At 51.2% G+C, this 19,510-nt stretch carries 6 protein-coding genes and 1 CRISPR repeat array; of the genes, 1 reads left to right on the forward strand and 5 read right to left on the reverse strand.

All coding sequences use genetic code 11. The features are described from left to right. Window positions 1-56: 56 nt before the first annotated feature. The 5 genes from CLV58_RS22110 to CLV58_RS22130 all read right to left on the reverse strand — a co-directional run bounded on the left by CLV58_RS22110 (window position 57) and on the right by CLV58_RS22130 (window position 13,299). Window positions 57-5,720: a putative Ig domain-containing protein gene (locus tag CLV58_RS22110; RefSeq protein ID WP_106140008.1), complete on the reverse strand. Its 5,664-nt coding sequence runs from the start codon at window positions 5,718-5,720 to the stop codon at window positions 57-59. Window positions 5,721-5,832: 112 nt separating this feature from the next. Continuing rightward, entirely contained in the window at window positions 5,833-7,548 is a 1,716-nt protein-coding gene (locus tag CLV58_RS22115) for a RagB/SusD family nutrient uptake outer membrane protein (protein WP_106140009.1), read from the reverse strand. Between the two features lie 19 nt (window positions 7,549-7,567). Then, on the reverse strand, window positions 7,568-11,170 hold the full coding sequence (locus CLV58_RS22120) for a TonB-dependent receptor (protein ID WP_106140010.1): 3,603 nt from the start codon (window positions 11,168-11,170) through the stop codon (window positions 7,568-7,570). Between the two features lie 218 nt (window positions 11,171-11,388). Continuing rightward, window positions 11,389-12,510, reverse strand: a complete 1,122-nt coding sequence (locus CLV58_RS22125; protein ID WP_106140011.1) for a FecR family protein — start codon at window positions 12,508-12,510, stop codon at window positions 11,389-11,391. 195 nt (window positions 12,511-12,705) lie between these two features. Next, window positions 12,706-13,299: an RNA polymerase sigma factor gene (locus CLV58_RS22130; RefSeq protein WP_106140012.1), complete on the reverse strand. Its 594-nt coding sequence runs from the start codon at window positions 13,297-13,299 to the stop codon at window positions 12,706-12,708. Between the two features lie 423 nt (window positions 13,300-13,722). On the opposite strand from CLV58_RS22130, the gene CLV58_RS22135 reads away from it, so the two are divergent. After that, on the forward strand, window positions 13,723-14,754 hold the full coding sequence (locus tag CLV58_RS22135; RefSeq protein WP_106140013.1) for a LacI family DNA-binding transcriptional regulator: 1,032 nt from the start codon (window positions 13,723-13,725) through the stop codon (window positions 14,752-14,754). Between the two features lie 882 nt (window positions 14,755-15,636). After that, window positions 15,637-19,354: a CRISPR direct-repeat array (repeat unit 29 nt; unit sequence CTTTCAATACCCGAAGGTCCGATTGATAC). Window positions 19,355-19,510 lie beyond the last annotated feature (156 nt).

Below are 19,510 nucleotides of genomic sequence, written 5' to 3' on the forward strand. Positions count from 1 at the left end.
AGGCTTCCTCTACGTTTTTTCAGATAACCAGAAATCAGGTTATAGCACAATTCGCATTAAGGCTTAATCAACTTGATCGTTGTACGTTCGGTATCAGCGGTTGCCCGAAGCAAGTATACACCCGCCTGACGGCTCATCGGAATAATCTGTTGCTGCCCCGAGGTAACTGACTCGATCTGCTGCTCAAAAAGCGGTTTGCCACTCAGGTCCGTCAGCGTCAATCTGATGGGTTGGCCATAAGCTCCCCGAATTTCAACCGTAACCTGATCGCCCGTGACTGGATTACCCAGCGCGGTCAGTGTAAGCGGGTTGTCGGTATGAGTTGCTACCCGGCCTGCACCGGAGCAGACCGACTGCCAGCTATAGGCGTAGGTGGCACTGACGTCCGACTGGATGGCTTTCAGGTTGATGACCGGGTTATCCGTGTAGAGTCGCAGGCTGACGGGCTGCGCGGAAACGCTGGTCGTGGGCAGGATTTCGTTGACAACCTGGAAGGTGATGGGCTGGCCATTGACACCGCTGTACTGAGGGGTGAAAGTCAGCCGACGCTCAGTGGTATTAACAACCTGGCAGCTGGCATTGGTCACGCCCACGATGGCAAAACTGCCACCCGACACCTGACTGACCGTCAGTGTAAAGACACTCGAGGTACTCAACCCTTTGCCGTCACTTGCCGTTACGGTCACTGAATAAACGCCTTGCACCGTTGGCGTACCACTGATCACGTTTGCACTCAACGACAAGGTTACCGGCAGGCCCGTAGCGGTCAACGTAAGCGGATCGCCATCGGGGTCGGTGAAGGTGTTGGCCGGGATGCTATAGCTGAACGAACTACCCAGCGTAGCCAACAGGCTCGGGATGGGCGTAACCAGGCTCGGGGACAGATTGGCCGGCACGCTCGTCGGCTGACACACAGACAGCCAATTGTAGGTGTAGGTTGCAGTAACGCCCGACTGGATGGCCTTCAGCGTAATGACCGGGTTGTCCGTGTAAAGCCGTAAGCTAACCGGCTGCGCCGATACACTGGTTGCGGGCAGGATTTCGTTGACAACCTGGAAGGTGATCGGCTGACCGTTACTACCGTTGTACTGGGGGGTAAAGGTGAGTCGGCGCTCGGCGGCACCAACAAACTGGCAACTCGCCCCCGTAACGCCCGCAATGGCGAATATACCACTCGATGCGGGTTCGACCGTCAGCGTGAAGATACTTGACGCACTCAATCCTTTACCATCACCCGCCGTTACGGTTACCGAGTAAACGCCGGGTGCCGTTGGCGTACCGCTGATCACGTTTGTGGTCAACGACAAGGTTGCCGGCAGGCCCGTAGCGGTCAACGTAAGCGGGTCGCCGTCGGGGTCGGTGAAGGTGCTGGCCGGGATGCTAAAGCTGAACGAACTACCCAGCGTAGCCAACAGGCTCGGGATGGGCGTAACCAGGCTCGGGGACAGATTGGCCGGCACGCTCGTCGGCTGACACACAGACAGCCAGTTGTAGGCGTAGGTGGCACTGACGTCCGACTGGATGGCCTTCAGGTTGATGACCGGGTTATCCGTGTAGAGTAGCAGGCTGACGGGCTGCGCGGAAACGCTGGTCGTGGGCAGGATCTCGTTGACAACCTGGAAGGTGATGGGCTGGCCATTGACACCGCTGTACTGAGGGGTGAAAGTCAGCCGACGCTCAGTGGCATTAACAACCTGGCAGCTGGCATTGGCCACGCCCACGATGGCAAAACTGCCACCCGATACCTGACTGACCGTTAGCGTAAAGCTACCGGTCACGAAGAGTGAGCCAGGATCTGTCGCCTTGATGGTAACCGTATAAGGAGAGTCCGTTGTGCTAACTGGCGTCCCAGAAATGGTGGAGCCGTTCATTGACAAGCCAGCTGGTAAGCCCGAAGCCGAATAGGTTAGCAGATCGCCATCGGGGTCCGTAAACGTTCCGGCAGGAAGCGTATACGTAAAGGCCGAACCAACAGTTGCGCTCTGGCCGGTCAGCAGCCCATTATAGATTGGTTGCCGGTTAACCGCCTGAGCACGGGCATCAATCGTTACAGACGTCGATACCTGTTTGCCCGTCGGGTCTTTAGCGGTGAATAGTAAAACCGTTGTTCCTGTCAATGTGGGCGTCCAGGATAAGACTGTCGATACAGGGTTACCCGTTGCTGGCAGTGCGGGCGTCGTAGTAGCGCCACTGGGCACACCCGTCGCAGCAAGTGTAAGCGTTTCAGGATCGCTATCGATCGCCTTGACTGAAATAGAAACCGGCACTCCTACCGTAGCAATGATTGTCGATCCGTCGGCCGGAGTTGCATTGCTGGCATAAATAAACACCGGTGAATTTGGTACAGATCCCACGGTAAGCGATTGGGCAACCGACGTAGCGGCATCGTATGTAGCGTCACCAGCCTGCGATGCCGTGATGATTGTTGAGCCCGGTCCCACAATATGGATGTTGCCGCTGACAATCGTAGCGACTGCCGCGTTCGAGCTGGTATAGCTTACCGACAGACCTGAACTGGTTGTAGCACCCGGATTAAAGTCAGCATCGCCCACCGTCTTGGCGGGCAGCGCGTTGAAGGTGATCGTCTGCGACTGTGTCGAGGCTACCAGCGCGACGTCGTTACCTGTTCCGCCCAGATAGGTGATCCGAAAACGGAGCGCACCTACGGTTACAGCACTACCTTCAGCTAGTCCGGCAAAGGTTCCCGTCACAGCGTTACTCGACGTATTATCGATAATAACGTAGCTGGTTCCGGCGGGTAGGCTGGTTGCATTTCCGAGATCCGTGACAACCAGGTTCGCATTAGTGAGCGACACGCCATTGGCCACAATTTTGTCGGCGGTGCTGGCGCTACTGTTTAACTCCAACTGGTAGGTTGCGCCATCGGTCAGGCTCAAGGCCGACGTGGTCGTGAACGTACCTACCGAGTTACCGGGAGCGACCAGTCCATTTGTACCGATCGTTACCAGGCCACTGGTGCTACCCGTTCCAGCTAGTGTACCGCCGGTTACCGAAACAGGGCTGGTTAGTGAACCATTGACGACGAGTGTACCGCCATTAACCGTTGTTGCACCCTGGTATTCGTTGGTTCCATTTAGCACCAGCTTTCCATTATTTACGGTAACCGTCGAATAGTACGGAACATTACTGACCATCGTCGTTCCGTTTTTGACCGATCCCGTGATGGTCTGCGTACCAGTACCCGTTTTTTCCAGATTTACCCGTCCTTTATCGACTGCGGCAGTCGTTGGTCCTGCTCCAACAGTCCCTTCGAACGTTCCATCCTGATTATCAACACCCACAACTAGCGTCGGTATGCCGTTTACGATGTTTGTTCGCGATGCGATGTAGGCATCTGATGTGCCATCCAGCGCCCCAACCGTCTGTTTACTAGCGTACGAAGCCCCGTTGAAGAGGAGCAATGCCGTCGCGTCCGTACCCATCGTCAGCCGGATTGGGGGCAATATCACATTGTCTGCATCAGTGACGCTGCTAGCGATACTATTTGGATTATGTATCTCGATAGTACCCTGCGCCAGGCTCAGACTACCTTGCAAACCACTCCAGTCCATAGCACTCTGAATACGAAGACCGGCGAACGAGCCGCTGCTTCCGTAGATGGGTGTCGTAATTTTTAGTCCTTGCGTACCGGCAATTTTCAGCGGTATACGCGAATTGTTATTGGCGTTACCCATAAACAGCTTCCGGGCTCCGCTGTTAATCATCGTCAGTGAAGGCATTCCCGACAACGCCTGGAAGTTCAACGTACCGCCGTTCAGCCCGCTGGCCAAGGTCAATTCTCCCGATCCGTTGGCCGCATAGGTCAGGGTACCAACCGTAATGGTCCCATCCAGCTGAACACCACCCATATTGGCAAAGCTGCTACCGCCGAACGTAGCATTAGAACCAACGCCTGCCGGAATGATTGAGCCGCTCCAGTTAGCGGCAACCGGCCATTTTAAAAATCGGTTACCGGTTCCATTGGTGATTGACGTAGTAGCCACAATAGGTATACCGCCCGGCCGTAGCGCAAGCTGTATCGTCGATCCATTCGCGGTCACAACCGCATAGTTTGTATTAGCGGTAAATCCACCGGGAACGGTTCCCGTTAGCCGTACGTGATCGCCAACGGCAAACGTCTGACCCGGCCAGGTCAGATCGGCGCTGTTCGCCGTAGAGACGATGGCTGTTGCCAGGATACCCGCCGTATTCGACCAGGTGCCATCCGTGACGCCCGGTACCTGATTTACCGTAAAGACCTGGTAGACAACAGGTGCCAGATTGTACTGGCTATCCCCCATCTGTTGCGCAACGAGGGTTGCCGTTCCGGGCTTCGATACGTGGATGGTTCCATCCGCGTTGACCGAAGCAATGGCTGGGGTCAAACTGGAATAAACCACCGGCAGCCCCGAACTGGCCGTGGCACCCGGTGCAAAATCAGCCGAGCCAACCTCTTTGGTCGGAATTGCGGGAAAGCTGATTGTCTGATTGTTCGGTTTCACGGTTTCCTCCAGCGACGCGGTCAGCGTACCGAAGCCTAACTGATCGTATCCGCCACTATTGGGGCCAAAATTACCGCCACCACCTTCGGGCCGGACAAGCTGGGCAAAACGAGCCGAGTAAGGCGCGCTCAATCCTTTCCGGTTGGCGTAGTGGTTGTAAACCATCTCCCAAACTGGGCGAAGGTTACCCCGTTGGTCTTCTGAAACAATCGTCTGAACAACACCCGTGCAATTTCGATAGGTTGTAAAAGGCACCTCATAGCCCAGGTTATACTTGGCGATGTATTCGAATCCTTTCAGCAGTCGATTGTCGTCGTAACCATACAGATCATCGCCCTGATTCCAGGCCATTTCGGCAAAAGAGCCGGCCAAGGCTACACCTAATAACGTATGCCCCTGATCACGCCCGCTTTCCTGCCATTGGCCCAGCTCGCCATACAGGTAAGGAACAACGTTTTTGATCGATCCCGTCCCAGCGCCGTTCTTGAAATACTCAACGGCTTCGTTATAGATGTCGCGCCGGTCACAGAGCACGCCGATACTTAGTATGGAGGCCATATTGCATAGATCCCAGTTGGCGTAGTAATTGCTGATGCATGCTCCGTTATGATTGACCAGAAAATCGTGATTCATCGGGTACCAGACCGTCAGCATCCAGTTTTGAAATTTGGCAAAATCAACCGCTGTCCAACCACTGTAGGAGCGCATGATCTCAGCCGCATTGGCTAGTTGATACCCTTGAATACCCGCCAGCAGAAACCGGTCGGCCGTACCGCTAAGGGCTGTCGTTCCGGCAGCCCAGGCATTCAGAATGGCAATGGATTTGGCAGCGTAAGCGTCATCGCCCGAGATTTTCCATCGGAGTGCGGTTTGGTAAGCGGCAGCGGCATCCCGAAAGAGCGATGCGTAGTTTTCCGTATTTGTGCCATCGAAGCCCCGATAAACAGTGGCCGGAACCGGGTTGGTAAAGTTGCGGGTCAGCGATGAGTTTCCATTGGCGATTAATACGTCCCAGCCCGCTTTCCAGGGTTGAGCACCGGCGTCTACCTTGGCTTTCATCCGGTCGAAGTCGGCCTGTCTGTGCAGTAACCCCGGATGAATGAACGATTGTGCGTGAGCGAACTGTGCTACGGACAGTAGTAGTAAAATAAGCCAGGAAAGCTGTCTCAGGGCAATACTACCCCTACCCCAGTCAATGCAGGAGACATGTAGTTTCATAGTAGATTTAGGAAATGAGCTATTGGTTATTCAGGAAAAGGCCACCCGATTCAGCTACTAAATAGATTCGGGTGGCCTTGGCAGAGTAAAATAGATACGATGGGAATTATCGTTACCAGCCTGGATTCTGGATAAGCTGCGGATTCAGCTGAATCTGCTGTGACGGAATGGGCAGCAGGTAATTTTTTTCGCTAAAGCTGCGAACAGCGTCCAGAATGATGACTCCATCAGCATCTTTGGGTGTCGATGCTCCCTGCGGATACGTAGTTACGTACTCCGTGCCGGTCCATTTTACGCCCAGCAACGGTTTGCCCAGCAGTTCCACCGCGTTGTACCACCGCTTCAGGTCGTCAGTCCGGAAACCTTCCGCAAAAAACTCAATTGTACGTTCCCGGCGAATCTCCGTCCGCATATCTAGCCCATTCGCCTGCACAAACTGGTTGCTCAGCTTTGGCATTGTCTTATTAATCCGCAGGCGGGTCAGATTCAGCGACTTGTCGAGGTCGGCATCGCTGATGGTTCCGTTTCGCTCGAAAACAGCCTCGGCGTAGGTAAGTAATACCTCGGCATAGCGAATAACCGGGTAATCGTAGCTCTCTTCATAATCGAGTACCTGCCGCTCCGCCACCCATTTGAGCGCACCATATGTAAAATTTGCTCCGTAAACAGGCTTCAGGGCGTTAGCTAGGTCAGCCGGCCCACCTACCCAGTCAACCCGATAGTTGGCGTTTCCCTGCCAGTATGGTGCCCCCGGCAAGCCCATCGTATATCGCATCCGATTTTCGCGGTTCTGAAATTCGGAGTTCACTTTCGTATATCCCTGAAAGAGGGGGGACTTCTCGATAGGTAGGCCGTCTTTAGCCAGATACAAATTCGCCAACGTGCGGGTCGGACCACCAGGACCCGTGCGCGATATATTTACCCGAGTTTGGCGCAACGTCTGATCATAACGGTTCGCCAGAATGTATTCGTTGTTGGCCGACTTCTGAATGCTGGCTGGATTCGATTTCTGGTTTTCCAGAATAAACATATATTTCTGGGCCGAATCACCCAGGGCAGCTGGCGCAAACAGGCTATACTGAGCGCCGGTAATAACGGCTCCGCTGGAGGCAATGGCAATGTCCAGTAACGTGTTGGCACGCGCTCCATTATTGCGGAACTTCTGCCAGGTTCCTTCGTACAACGCTACACGAGATAAAAAGGCCCGCGCCGTCTCTTTGTTGATCCGACCCAGCTCGGCTGATGGTTGAGATGCTTTAGCCGGCAGGCCCGTAATAGCGTCGTTCAAATCCTGAATAATGAAATCCGCTACTTCGTCCCGAGTGTTGCGGGGTGCTTGTAACTCAGGCGAATCCAGTGCCAGTAGTTTATTAATGATGGGTACGCCACCGTAGAGTTGCAACAGCTCGAAGTACACATATGCCCGAAAAAATTTAGCTTCGCCTACGTACTTGGTAATATCAGCCGGAGTTTGGTAGGTAGCCGCCTTGTCCAGCAGGTAATTGATAATCCGAATACGCGTGTAATTATTGTTCCAGTTTCCATCGGTCGTGGGAACCGTGTTAGTGCCCCGGCTGAAGGCGTTTTGCCCACCAACGATGTCCGAACGACCATCAAAATGGGGGTTATCGAAAAGGACGTCATTGAAGGAACGCAAGTATGTGTAGTACTGATTGGCAGCCAGCATGAAATCATTGGGCGTCTTCCAGTAAGAAGCGTCTGAAAGCTGATCCAGTGGGTCCAGATCCAATACTTTGTTACAGCTGGATTGGGTCAGAGTTAGTGCACCAACTAGCGCCACTGTGTAAAGAAATCGTATCGGTTTCATTCGTGAAGTACTTGTTAGATTAGAATGTCAGGTTTACGCCGATCGTATGCAACCGGAAGAAAGGGTAGCGACTGGTAATGGCATCGCTGTTAGCCCGTCCTACGCTACGCGTTACTTCGGGGTCCCAACCGTCTTTGATTTTTGAGACTTCCCACAAATCATTACCTGAGTAGTAAATCCGTAACCGATCCACCCGAATCTTTTTCGTGATCATCTGTGGTAATGAGTAGCCAACGACCAAGTTCTTCAGGCGAACGTATGCTCCGTTTTGTACCGACCAGTCCGAAATCTGGTAATTATAGGTATTGTACGTTGTGCCGTTCTGACCAGCCGACAACACAGGGTACGTGGCCCCGGTGTTGGTCGGGGTCCAGGTGTCGCCTACCCAGAAGTCGGTCTGCCCCTGGAAGATCGAGCCGAAGGGGACGCGCCAGTTCCCTTCCCGGAAAATGGTACGCTGGCCCACACCCTGAAAAACAGCCTGAAAATCGAACCCTTTCCAGTCGGCCCCCAGGTTAAGGGCAAAGCTGTAACGCGGGTCGTCCCGACCCAGGTACTTCAAATCACCTGGCACGGTTAGTTTACCGTCCCCGTTCAGGTCGCTGAACATATTATCGCCCAGACGCACACCGGGTACGCGTACCGATCCGTCAGCATTAAAAGACCCGATGGGCATGTTGATGTTGTTGCCCGTAGCCAGAGGCCGATAAGCGGCCAGCTGTTCAGCGGTTTGGATTCGACCGGCGTATTCCAGACCAAAGTAGGAACCCAGCGAATAGCCTTCTACAGCCCCGTTGAAGCCCTGATTGATAATATTAGCCCCCCCGTAACTCAGTAACCGGTTCTGGTTATCGGTCAGGCTACCGCCGATACGGTAACCGAACTGACCAATCTGATCTTTCCAATTCAAGGCCATTTCCCAACCCCAAGTTTTCAGATGGCCAATATTACTCGCTGGCGCGGTTGCGCCTAACACAGCCGAGTAAGTCTGCCCCAGCAGCATGTTCCTGTTATGTTTAATAAAATAATCGAAACTTCCCGATAACTTGCGGTTCAGCACACTGAAATCGAGGCCTGCATTCGATGTTTCAACCTGTTCCCAGGTTCGATTCAAACTGACTAGACTGGACGTAGGAGAAACAATAACAACTGGACTTGCCCCAATGATCGGAAAGCCGGAATTGGTAGCTCCCCCCGTAGCAGCTACATTGAGAAGCTGCACGTAGTCATATAAACCGATACCGCTCTGGTTACCCACACTGCCCCACGATGCACGAAGTTTCAAATCGTTGAAGAATGTAAGATTCTGCATAAACGATTCCTGAGATAACCGCCAGCCGCCCGAGAAGCCGTAGAACAATTTCCAGCGATTAGCCGCGCTAAACTTGGACGAACCATCGTAGCGAGCTTGGGCTTCCAGCAGGTATTTCTGCTTATAGGCATAATTGAGCCGCCCAAAATAGGACCCAATCGCGTAGTGGTTCTGCGATTCGGAAACCGATTTAGTCGTATTATCACCGATACCCAGATTTAGGGAAGGTACGTTGTCATTGGCAATATTTGTCGTTCTGGCCCAGTACGTGTTGGCTTCATCACGCTCATAGTTGACACCCAGCGTAGCCGCTATGTCATGATCTTGACGGACGGTTTTCTGGTATTCTAAGTAGGCATTTAAGTTATAGTAGGCGTCTTTATAAAGCTGGCGCTGATAGGCGGAATTCGCCCGAGTCGGATTATCGGGAGCCTGGATCGTACCCAGATAGTTATACCAACTAATTGCTTTCGTTTGAATTTTGGTATCCTGCGACAGCCAGTTATAGCCCGCCGTTCCAATTAGACGCAGGTTATTGGTTAGGTTGTAGGTTAGCCGAAAGTTGGTGTAAACGCGGGTATTGTACTCCTTGTTATCACCACCCAGTTCAGCCTGCCAGTTCGGGCTGTACTGCGTACCCCAAGCATAGGGTTTACCATCGATAGTTGATACCGGAAAACCAGGTTGCTGGTACTGGCCCAGTACGTTTCCTAGTAAGGTGGGCTGGATAATATCGTTTTTTTCGAGCGACACATTGGATTCGAGTTTGAACCGATCCGAGAACTGGTAATCGTGCGTGAAGCGAAGGTTGTAACGATTGTTCGAGTTATTTCCCCACTGCAACAGGCTACCATCGCGTAGATATCCAGCGGATACCCGGTAGCCGGCTCGTTCGCTTCGGCCCGCTATACTCAGGTTATGTTGCGTAGAGGTAGCCGTTCCCCATAGCACATCAGTCCAGTTCCCGCCGAAAAAAGTTAGGTCTTTTACGTCACCAAAGCCCGGATTTAGTGGGTTGGACGAGGGGGCAACTGTCTGTCCATTATATGTCGTCAGATCAATGTAACCGCTGGCCGGTGGATTTAACATCAATTGACCCATTCTATACCACAAGTTTGTTGTCGGCGCTATACCATACCAGTCATTGGTAGTGGCGTCGACCAGACCCTGGCCAAAGGTTTTCGCATCGATCAAGTGGGGTTGCAGACCGATTACTTTCTGCGATACTGACCCATCATATTGGATAATTACTTTTCCCGCCTTAGCCCGTTTGGTTGTCACCAACACAACCCCCCCGGCAGCCCGCGCCCCATAGATAGCGGCAGCAGCATCTTTCAAAAACGACATGTTCTCGATATCGTTGGGATTAATCGAATTCAAAGCCGACTGATTACTAACGGGGACACCATCGATTACAATCAGTGGTTCAGTGCCATTGGTCGACGTAGCCCCCCGAATGGCAAAGTTCCAGTTGCCCCGGCCCGGCGCGGCAGATGTTCGGGTCACGATGACACCCGGCACCTGGCCCTGTAAGGCTGACAGTGGGTTATCAACGACCCCTCTATCCTGGAATACTTTATTGTCGACAGTCGCAATCGAGCCGGTCAAGGTGGCGCGCTTCTGCGTACCGTAACCAACCACAATGACCTCATCAAGACCGCGGGCCTCTCCTTTTAACTGCACATCCAGTGTGCTCTGCTTACCAACTGTAACTTCCTGCCGTTCGTAGCCGACAAACGAGAATACCAGTACAGAGTTATCGCCCGGCACCGAAATCGAATATTTCCCGGCAGCATCGGTTGTGGTACCACGTGTGGTGCCTTTGATAGCGACAGTAACACCGGGCAGCGGCTGGTTTTTTTCGTCCGTCACGATCCCGGAAAGCGTTTGGTCGGCAGACGCGGCTACCGTCGCTTTCTCCGGTACAATTGTCATAGTTTGACTGGTGCTGTTGTTCCGCAGAATAATTTGCGAACCAACCACTTCGTAACTAACCTGAAGCGGAGTCAGCAGCGAATTCAGAACAGCCGACAGCGGCTGGTTCTGAACCGATAGATTTACCTTCCGTTCCGAACGGATAACCTGTGGGCTGTAGACAAAGCGAACCGAGGCTAGTTTACCAATCTGCTTGATGGCCTGCTCAATGCGTTGATTGTCAATCGTAACGGAGATGGGGCGATTCAGTAACTCTTGGCCTTTACTGTCCAGAGCCAGCACCATACTGGAAAACCAGACCATCAGAAAGAGCTGATAGCAGGTTATTCGCATGACTTTGGAGAAAATCACCCATAGTTTTGTAGTGGTTCGCATGATTATAAATGAAATACTTGTTTAGGGTTGACACAAAGAGTCTCCTACCCATGCACTGACATGCCTGGATCGAGCTACTAGTACTGAAAAGAAAGAATGGAGCGTAATTTTCAGGGCGACGGCCTCGGGCAAATAGACAGCCTGCTATCGGCGTACGGTGTCAGGTCGAGTCATTGGTAGCTGCGTAGACATGGTTAGTGTATCGGGCTGAAGTACCCTCATCGACACCCTTTGCTGTGAATAACGATCTGGGCGTCCAGCACCTCGTACGTTGAATTGGTTGCCCGACAAATCAGATCAAGTTTCTCAAACAACGATTCCGGACCAAACTCTGCCGTCAGTTCACAACCGGTCAGCAGGTCGGCATCGTAGTTGATCATAATGCCGTAGGCGACTTCCAGTTTCTTAAAAACCGAAACGACCGGGGTGTGCTCGTAGATAAGTGTCTGCGGCTGACCCATCGGATTGACTACCGGTTCGGGTAAAGCGACCAACGAACGTTCCAATTGACGATCATGAGTCTGAAACGTTACCTGCTGATTAGGCGTCAGAATAAGGGCAGGTTCGTTACCACCCAGTTCCCCAAGTTTTCCGCTGGGCGGGGTCTTAAAAACCGATACCTTTCCCGTCCGAACTATGACCTTCGCTTCTTTGTCGTCAGGATAGGCACGGACGGTAAAGCTGGTGCCCAGAACCTGGGTGGTCAATTGATTAGTGAACACCATAAACGGCTGTTTGGGACGGCGGACTACATCAAAGAAGGCTTCACCAATCAGAAAAACTTCGCGTTTGGAAGCCGTGAACGTACGCGGAAAGCTAACGCGACTTCCCTTATAAAGTGTAACCTTACTCCCGTCAGGCAGACGAACCAACTGACTGGCATTAGTCGTATTGTGTATTTCCTGTAATGTGCCGGCGTGCTGCTCAACCGTATGCTGATAAATGGCAAGGGGCGTATTGGGGGTTTGCCAGTAAAAAAAGGCCAGTACGCCTAGCCCAATCAAGGTAATGGCCGCTGCAATCCGCGCCCAGTTCATAAAACGGGTTGGTGTCTGTTGCGGATACAAAGGTTGTAATTCGTCCAGATCCTGCACTTTCTGCCGATTCATTTGAATACGAGCAACCTCGTTGGTTAGCTCCTCATCCGACAGTTCCTCCTGCGCCTGCTGCATCTGACTCACAAACTGGCGGGCGGCCAGCACCAGATCCACTTTATCAGGATTTGCTTGAAGCCACTCATTCCAGAAGGTTTGATCGGCAGGCTCGTTTTTCAGAACCCATCGAAGGAACCGGTCGTCGAGTATAAATTCGTCAAAGGTGTAGGTTTTATAATCGGGCATATATGCAGTCGGCGATTTCCCTCTTCACAAGGAAGTAGACCCCTCCTCCCCCAACATACCCTGTTTTTGTAAATTTTTTTTGGATTTTTTTGGAGCAAATCTCGATTTCTATACACATCGCCAACGAATAAATCCCGGCTACTCCTTCTTTGTAAAGCGGGAGTAGCCGGGATTTATTCGTTGGAAGCTATTCTATCAAGCAAACAGACGAACAGGTAGAGCGGCGCGCAATTGCGTCATAGCCCGGTATAGAAAATTGGCAACGGTTTGTTTTTCAACAGCCATCACTTGGGCGATATCGTCGTTGTTCAGTCCTTCATAAAATTTAAGAAAGACTACTTCCTGCTGCCGCTTCGGCAACTGATCGACCGCCTGCCGGAGACTCTGCTCGGTCGACATCAGCATTTCATCAGCAATCCATTTGTGATCGACTGTTAACTCATCGGTGGCGACGGTTTCCCACTCCAGCATTTCGGCGGTGACGACTGGACGAGCTGCTTCACGGCGCATTCGACGGAATAAATTGTTGCGAAACGCCTTGATCAGGTAGATCGTTACATAAGGTGTTTCAACAATGGCGGCCCGCCGGTTCCAGAGTTCAAGAAACAGATCCTGGATGCAGTCCTTTATTAAGTCACGGTCTTTGGTAAACCGAGTCGCATAGTTAAACAACACTCTGTACCTAGCCTGAACTAATTGGTCGAAAGCCTTCTCATCATCCGCTTTGAATCGAATCCAAAGCTGGGCCATTCGTTGTTCATCTACAGGAACTGGCTGTGCACTCGTCATAGGTAGTAGGTCTGAAATAGTAATGAGTACTCGGGTACTTCTCACTCAATGTAGATTGCTCAGCGTTACATTACCGCTCTTGATGACCGCTGCTGGCTACATGGCTTTCACGGTAAAATTCAATTTAATTAGAGGCATTTTCGCGGGTTGGGTCCAGACGATCAGTATGCATTTTGTGCCTTAACTGAATATATTCTACTAAAATATAGCATAAATGCAAGATGTCAAGTAAAAACAAAGGATCATTCAGCTTAAAAACAGAAACAGGTTATGCAAACGTTTCCGGGAACGTTTGCATAATGTCATTATGCCTGAAAAATTGTTAAATTTTTTTAGGTAGATTGCTTCGTCAAGTGCTCCTTCGGTTATGGAGTCTGCAGCGTTTATTCTGCAAAAAATTATATTTCTAACTGCTGGCTAAAAATGAAACGTGTACCGGTTACCATTAAAGACATTGCGCGGCAATTAGGAATATCCATTTCTACTGTTTCACGGGCTTTACGTGATATGCCGGAAATTCATCCCGATACGCGTAAAGCTGTGATCCGATTGGCGGAAGAGCTGGATTATCAGCCAAATCAACTAGCTAAGAATTTAGTAAAAAGCCGCACGAAGACAATTGGAGTTATCTTCCCCAACCTCTCCTACCATTACTTCTCAGCTATGCTTAATAACTTGGAAGAAGCGGTTATGCAAGCGGGTTACAGCGTTTTAGTGGCTCAAACAAATGAGTCGTATGTGCGCGAAACTATTAGTATTCAGAACCTGCTACGCAGCCAAGTTGAGGGGCTTGTCCTTTCGCTTTCCCGAGATACAGCCGATTTTGAACATGTCGAACGGCTGGTTAGAAAGGGGGTACCAATTGTATTGGTCGACCGCACAGCTGATATAGCGTCGGTCTCCAAAGTTACGGTCGACAATCGGGCGGCGGCTTTCAAGGCGACGGAGCATTTAATTGGGCAGGGTTGCCAGCGAATTGGCTTTCTGGCAGGGCCGCCCCAGCTGTCGCTAAGCCAGGAACGGGTGGATGGATACTTAGCAGCCGCTGCTCAGTACAACGCCGTGGCGGGTAATCAATATATTCGTCATTGCGATTATACGAACGAAAACACGATTCTACAGACCCTGGCGCTGATGAGTTTACCGTATCCACCTGACGGCATTGTTGCCATAAGTGACCGGATTGCTTATCCAGCCCTGTATGCTATTCAACAAAAAGGCTTGTCTATTCCCAAAGACGTTGCGGTCGTTAGCTTCAATAATGAACCTGTTTCTGCGTACGTTTCGCCTACGTTGAGTAGTATCAACCAACCCATCACGGAAATGGCAACGGAAACGGTTCGTTTGCTATTACGTCAGATCGAAGCGCCGGAAGTACTGCCTTTCGAGACCAAAGTATTTGATACCCAGCTTATCATTCGTGAATCATCACTACGGAATCGACTTGATTATTGATGACCGCTACCTACTAGATCGGACAGTCGTGGCTTGCTCATAAATGTAGTGAACCCTTAGAAGACAAGTGTCAAGAGAATCTGTGAATTGCTGGCTATTAGCAAGCCGATGCTATACGTCTATGTACGAAGTAGCCAGTTGAAAGACTAGTTGAACTTCTGCTGACGAGCCTATCGATACTTTTTTGTGGTAACCCCATACGCCGCTGAACATTACGAAGGTCTGTTGCAACTTGGCTTTACGAAGTCATCTGAGCGCCTGTATTTTTGTACGTACAAAATCATTACGGGTCTACTTAATCTACAGATCGGAAGTTTTCACATCGACATCTTTAAGGTGCCCCGTACCAAGACCAGTGATCTGACCTATATGCTTGAGATCGTTGATTACTATCATCGATGAACTAGGAATAAAGAAGGGCTATTTTCCGGTTGCTTCGGCTGTCCGACTGGACGGCCGCGCCACGGTGGCCCCGTTTTGGACCCAAGGCCCTGATATATGTTCGCTACTTAATGGAACGTTTCGTACGAATGTGCCCCCCCATGCCTGAGCGGACCAACTAAAAACAATCTTTCATATTGCTGCGGTCGTACTGGGCGAAAAATCGCAAGAAATATCGCATAATCGTTTACCAGTTCTTTACTGGTCTTACGTGGCGGATTTAACCCTAAATGTGTTAGCTACCTCAATTTGGGGTGGTCGGGTTTGAGCGAACGGTCTCTTGTTAATTTTGAGAGATATGTTTAGATTCAAATTGAACCGGACAGTAGCACTGTGAGCTGGAGTGCTTCCGCACCGGATTATAATAGTTATCGATATAGTTGCCGATCTCGGTGCGAACATCAGCTAAACTCAAAAATACACCGGTTTCCAGCACTTATACTTTCAATACCCGGAGGTGCGATTGATACGGCCCTACTGGTGACCAACAACGTGGGTGCGCCCAACTTTCAATACCCGAAGGTCCGATTGATACTGACTCAAAGCCAGAAAAGCCACTCAGGGCGTTTTTCCGCCTTTCAATACCCGAAGGTCCGATTGATACGAGTCTGCTGGCCGTCCCGGCCGGTGCCCTGATTTTCTTTCAATACCCGAAGGTCCGATTGATACCGTTGGGCCGGTCGCCGTAGGCATCACTGGCGTCGCCTTTCAATACCCGAAGGTCCGATTGATACGCAAATAGGAGGCCTGGTTGCCGCCATCGAGGTAATACCTTTCAATACCCGAAGGTCCGATTGATACGGACAGTCGCTCTGGCGCATGGGTCTGGAAGGCAGCTTTCAATACCCGAAGGTCCGATTGATACGACGCCCATCGTGGACTTTCTGGCTAACGCCCGCACGCTTTCAATACCCGAAGGTCCGATTGATACACGTAGGCCTGGGCGGCTTCCTTGCGCCGGTTGGTGGCTTTCAATACCCGAAGGTCCGATTGATACTCCACACCGAAACGGACAGTCCCAGCATGAACTGCTTTCAATACCCGAAGGTCCGATTGATACCCGTGACCGACAGCTACTGGCAAAAGACACGTTGATAGCTTTCAATACCCGAAGGTCCGATTGATACATAATCCCCCCTAACCCGCCTAGCCCGGCTCAACAACCTTTCAATACCCGAAGGTCCGATTGATACAAGGGGGCGAGCGCGAAGAGTTGTGATAGTGTACCTTCTTTCAATACCCGAAGGTCCGATTGATACGGTCGCCTGCTGCTTCAGGGTGGGCGCGTAGTAGATCTTTCAATACCCGAAGGTCCGATTGATACGCCGCATGGGTTGCCCCTTATTCTTACGGTGCTCATCTTTCAATACCCGAAGGTCCGATTGATACATGGCCGGCAAGTTCGCCAAGATCGTCAGCATCATTCGCTTTCAATACCCGAAGGTCCGATTGATACCCACGAATCGACCCCGTGATGGTCCGCATATCAGTGAGCTTTCAATACCCGAAGGTCCGATTGATACCCATCGTAATGGCGTTTAACCCGTACGTTTGCCCACTTCCTTTCAATACCCGAAGGTCCGATTGATACTCGCGGCCGGGGCGTCACTGGTATCGATTCTCAACAACTTTCAATACCCGAAGGTCCGATTGATACTCACCACACCAACACGGCCCCCCTCAGCCGGGAACAGCTTTCAATACCCGAAGGTCCGATTGATACTCGGATCTGGAAAGTCGCTACCTGACTTACCCGTTCGCTTTCAATACCCGAAGGTCCGATTGATACCGTGGTCTTCGTCAGACGCATGGCCGCATAATCCTCCTTTCAATACCCGAAGGTCCGATTGATACCACGCGCAATTCGACAGGCGCTACCCGTGTCAATGCGTCTTTCAATACCCGAAGGTCCGATTGATACTTCGATATGAGTAGCGGCGCAACAATGCCTTGTCCAACTTTCAATACCCGAAGGTCCGATTAATACCATGGGAACGATTAGGTATAAAACCAAGAGTTTTACCTTTCAATACCCGAAGGTCCGATTGATACTCTGGCTGGCCTGCACCCGTACCCGCATACTCGTGTCTTTCAATACCCGAAGGTCCGATTGATACTAGATCCGTTCCAGTTGAAAGTGTATCAGCTCTACCTTTCAATACCCGAAGGTCCGATTGATACGGGCGTCACGCGCCAGAATAAGTAGTCAGCAAACGGGCTTTCAATACCCGAAGGTCCGATTGATACCCGGAAACGTAAATGACGGTAGGGGGGCGACAAATAGCTTTCAATACCCGAAGGTCCGATTGATACCTAGCCGCGATAACAAAATCAATTGGAAATGCCCCCTTTCAATACCCGAAGGTCCGATTGATACCCACCGGTACCGTTTCGGCACCTACACCGAAACGATCTCTTTCAATACCCGAAGGTCCGATTGATACATTGGAACCTGCCCCTCATCAGGCTCTGGGAACAGTGCTTTCAATACCCGAAGGTCCGATTGATACGCGACTTGTGCAGCGGCCCTACTGGCATTTTAGCGCCTTTCAATACCCGAAGGTCCGATTGATACATCCACCGCTCGTCAATGGTCAGCTGGTAGTTCACGCTTTCAATACCCGAAGGTCCGATTGATACGCAGGAGCAACGGTCAACAACGTCCGCTCGACAATTACCTTTCAATACCCGAAGGTCCGATTGATACGTTGTGGCGTCTGTAGGCTGTACCACAACAGGTGCTGCTTTCAATACCCGAAGGTCCGATTGATACCGAACCGCTTATGCACGAACGTCGTGGCATTGGTCTCGCTTTCAATACCCGAAGGTCCGATTGATACCCCCATCGTTACCAGTTGTGATGCGTAGGGCAACCTGCTTTCAATACCCGAAGGTCCGATTGATACTCAGTCAGGTCCTGACTCGTAGGCGAGTAGTTCAGCGCTTTCAATACCCGAAGGTCCGATTGATACCCAGCGGGCGACATACGACTTGCCAACAAGCGCGAACTTTCAATACCCGAAGGTCCGATTGATACTACGTAAGTATGGGGCCATGCCCGTTTATCGACTGCTTTCAATACCCGAAGGTCCGATTGATACCGCGAACTGACATGAGCCGATCAAACCCACCTACGCCTTTCAATACCCGAAGGTCCGATTGATACCTATAACCGACGCAATTCAGCAAGCCGAGCCTACTCCCTTTCAATACCCGAAGGTCCGATTGATACCATCGAACAGGATTTAAGTAGCTCACTGACCACTAGCTTTCAATACCCGAAGGTCCGATTGATACGTGACCATCGGAAAAAGCTACCTGGTACTGCTGGTCATCTTTCAATACCCGAAGGTCCGATTGATACTGGTGACGTTTCCTTCCAGGATGGCCGGTGTTTGAGGACTTTCAATACCCGAAGGTCCGATTGATACCCGACACCTTCCCGTCTTCGGCCTTCAGGTTGAACTCTTTCAATACCCGAAGGTCCGATTGATACGTACCAGTTGGATAGGTGCTCGACAATGAGCTGTTCTCCTTTCAATACCCGAAGGTCCGATTGATACGTTTCGGCCAGCAGGTGCCCGGTTTCGTAGCGTTGCAGCTTGCTTTCAATACCCGAAGGTCCGATTGATACCCGGCTACGTAAGCGAGTGGGGGAAGAGGTCAACCTTTCAATACCCGAAGGTCCGATTGATACGCCAATATGGGTGAACGTGACACCTTCAGATGGAACAGCTTTCAATACCCGAAGGTCCGATTGATACAACAGGCTATCGAAGAAGCTTGGTACGCGACGCTATTTACTTTCAATACCCGAAGGTCCGATTGATACTGCCCCGGATCGCCGTCGGATACCCAGACAAACCACTTTCAATACCCGAAGGTCCGATTGATACCCTCCAATCGACCAGCCCCTACGTGCCAGTTACCAGCTTTCAATACCCGAAGGTCCGATTGATACGCGAACTCGGGGGATATGCTCGACTGCATGTCGGTCATCTTTCAATACCCGAAGGTCCGATTGATACCCAATCACCGATGCCATGCCTATGGTCGCCGTTTCTGCTTTCAATACCCGAAGGTCCGATTGATACTGGTTCTTTCGTCGTTGTCCATACTTTTCATTCCACCTTTCAATACCCGAAGGTCCGATTGATACCAAGGTACAAAAAAGCTGTTTTAAACGCGTAACGACCGCTTTTAAGACACAAAACAAAGGCCAAAAGTCGTCAGCCTACCGTACTGCTAAAAGGCCGGGGGGCTGACGACTTCGACAAAACGGTGAATATGCAGCGGAATCAACCTTTTCAGCAGA

The organism is Spirosoma oryzae (genome assembly GCF_003002825.1).
In the GTDB taxonomy this organism is placed as follows: Bacteria; Bacteroidota; Bacteroidia; order Cytophagales; family Spirosomataceae; genus Spirosoma; species Spirosoma oryzae.

Bases quoted from the DNA above. Each gene is read 5' to 3' on its own strand.
- CLV58_RS22110 (WP_106140008.1), bottom strand. From the start codon at position 5,720: ATGAAACTACATGTCTCCTGCATTGACTGGGGTAGGGGTAGTATTGCC.
- CLV58_RS22115 (WP_106140009.1), bottom strand. From the start codon at position 7,548: ATGAAACCGATACGATTTCTTTACACAGTGGCGCTAGTTGGTGCACTA.
- CLV58_RS22120 (WP_106140010.1), bottom strand. From the start codon at position 11,170: ATGCGAACCACTACAAAACTATGGGTGATTTTCTCCAAAGTCATGCGA.
- CLV58_RS22125 (WP_106140011.1), bottom strand. From the start codon at position 12,510: ATGCCCGATTATAAAACCTACACCTTTGACGAATTTATACTCGACGAC.
- CLV58_RS22130 (WP_106140012.1), bottom strand. From the start codon at position 13,299: ATGACGAGTGCACAGCCAGTTCCTGTAGATGAACAACGAATGGCCCAG.
- CLV58_RS22135 (WP_106140013.1), top strand. From the start codon at position 13,723: ATGAAACGTGTACCGGTTACCATTAAAGACATTGCGCGGCAATTAGGA.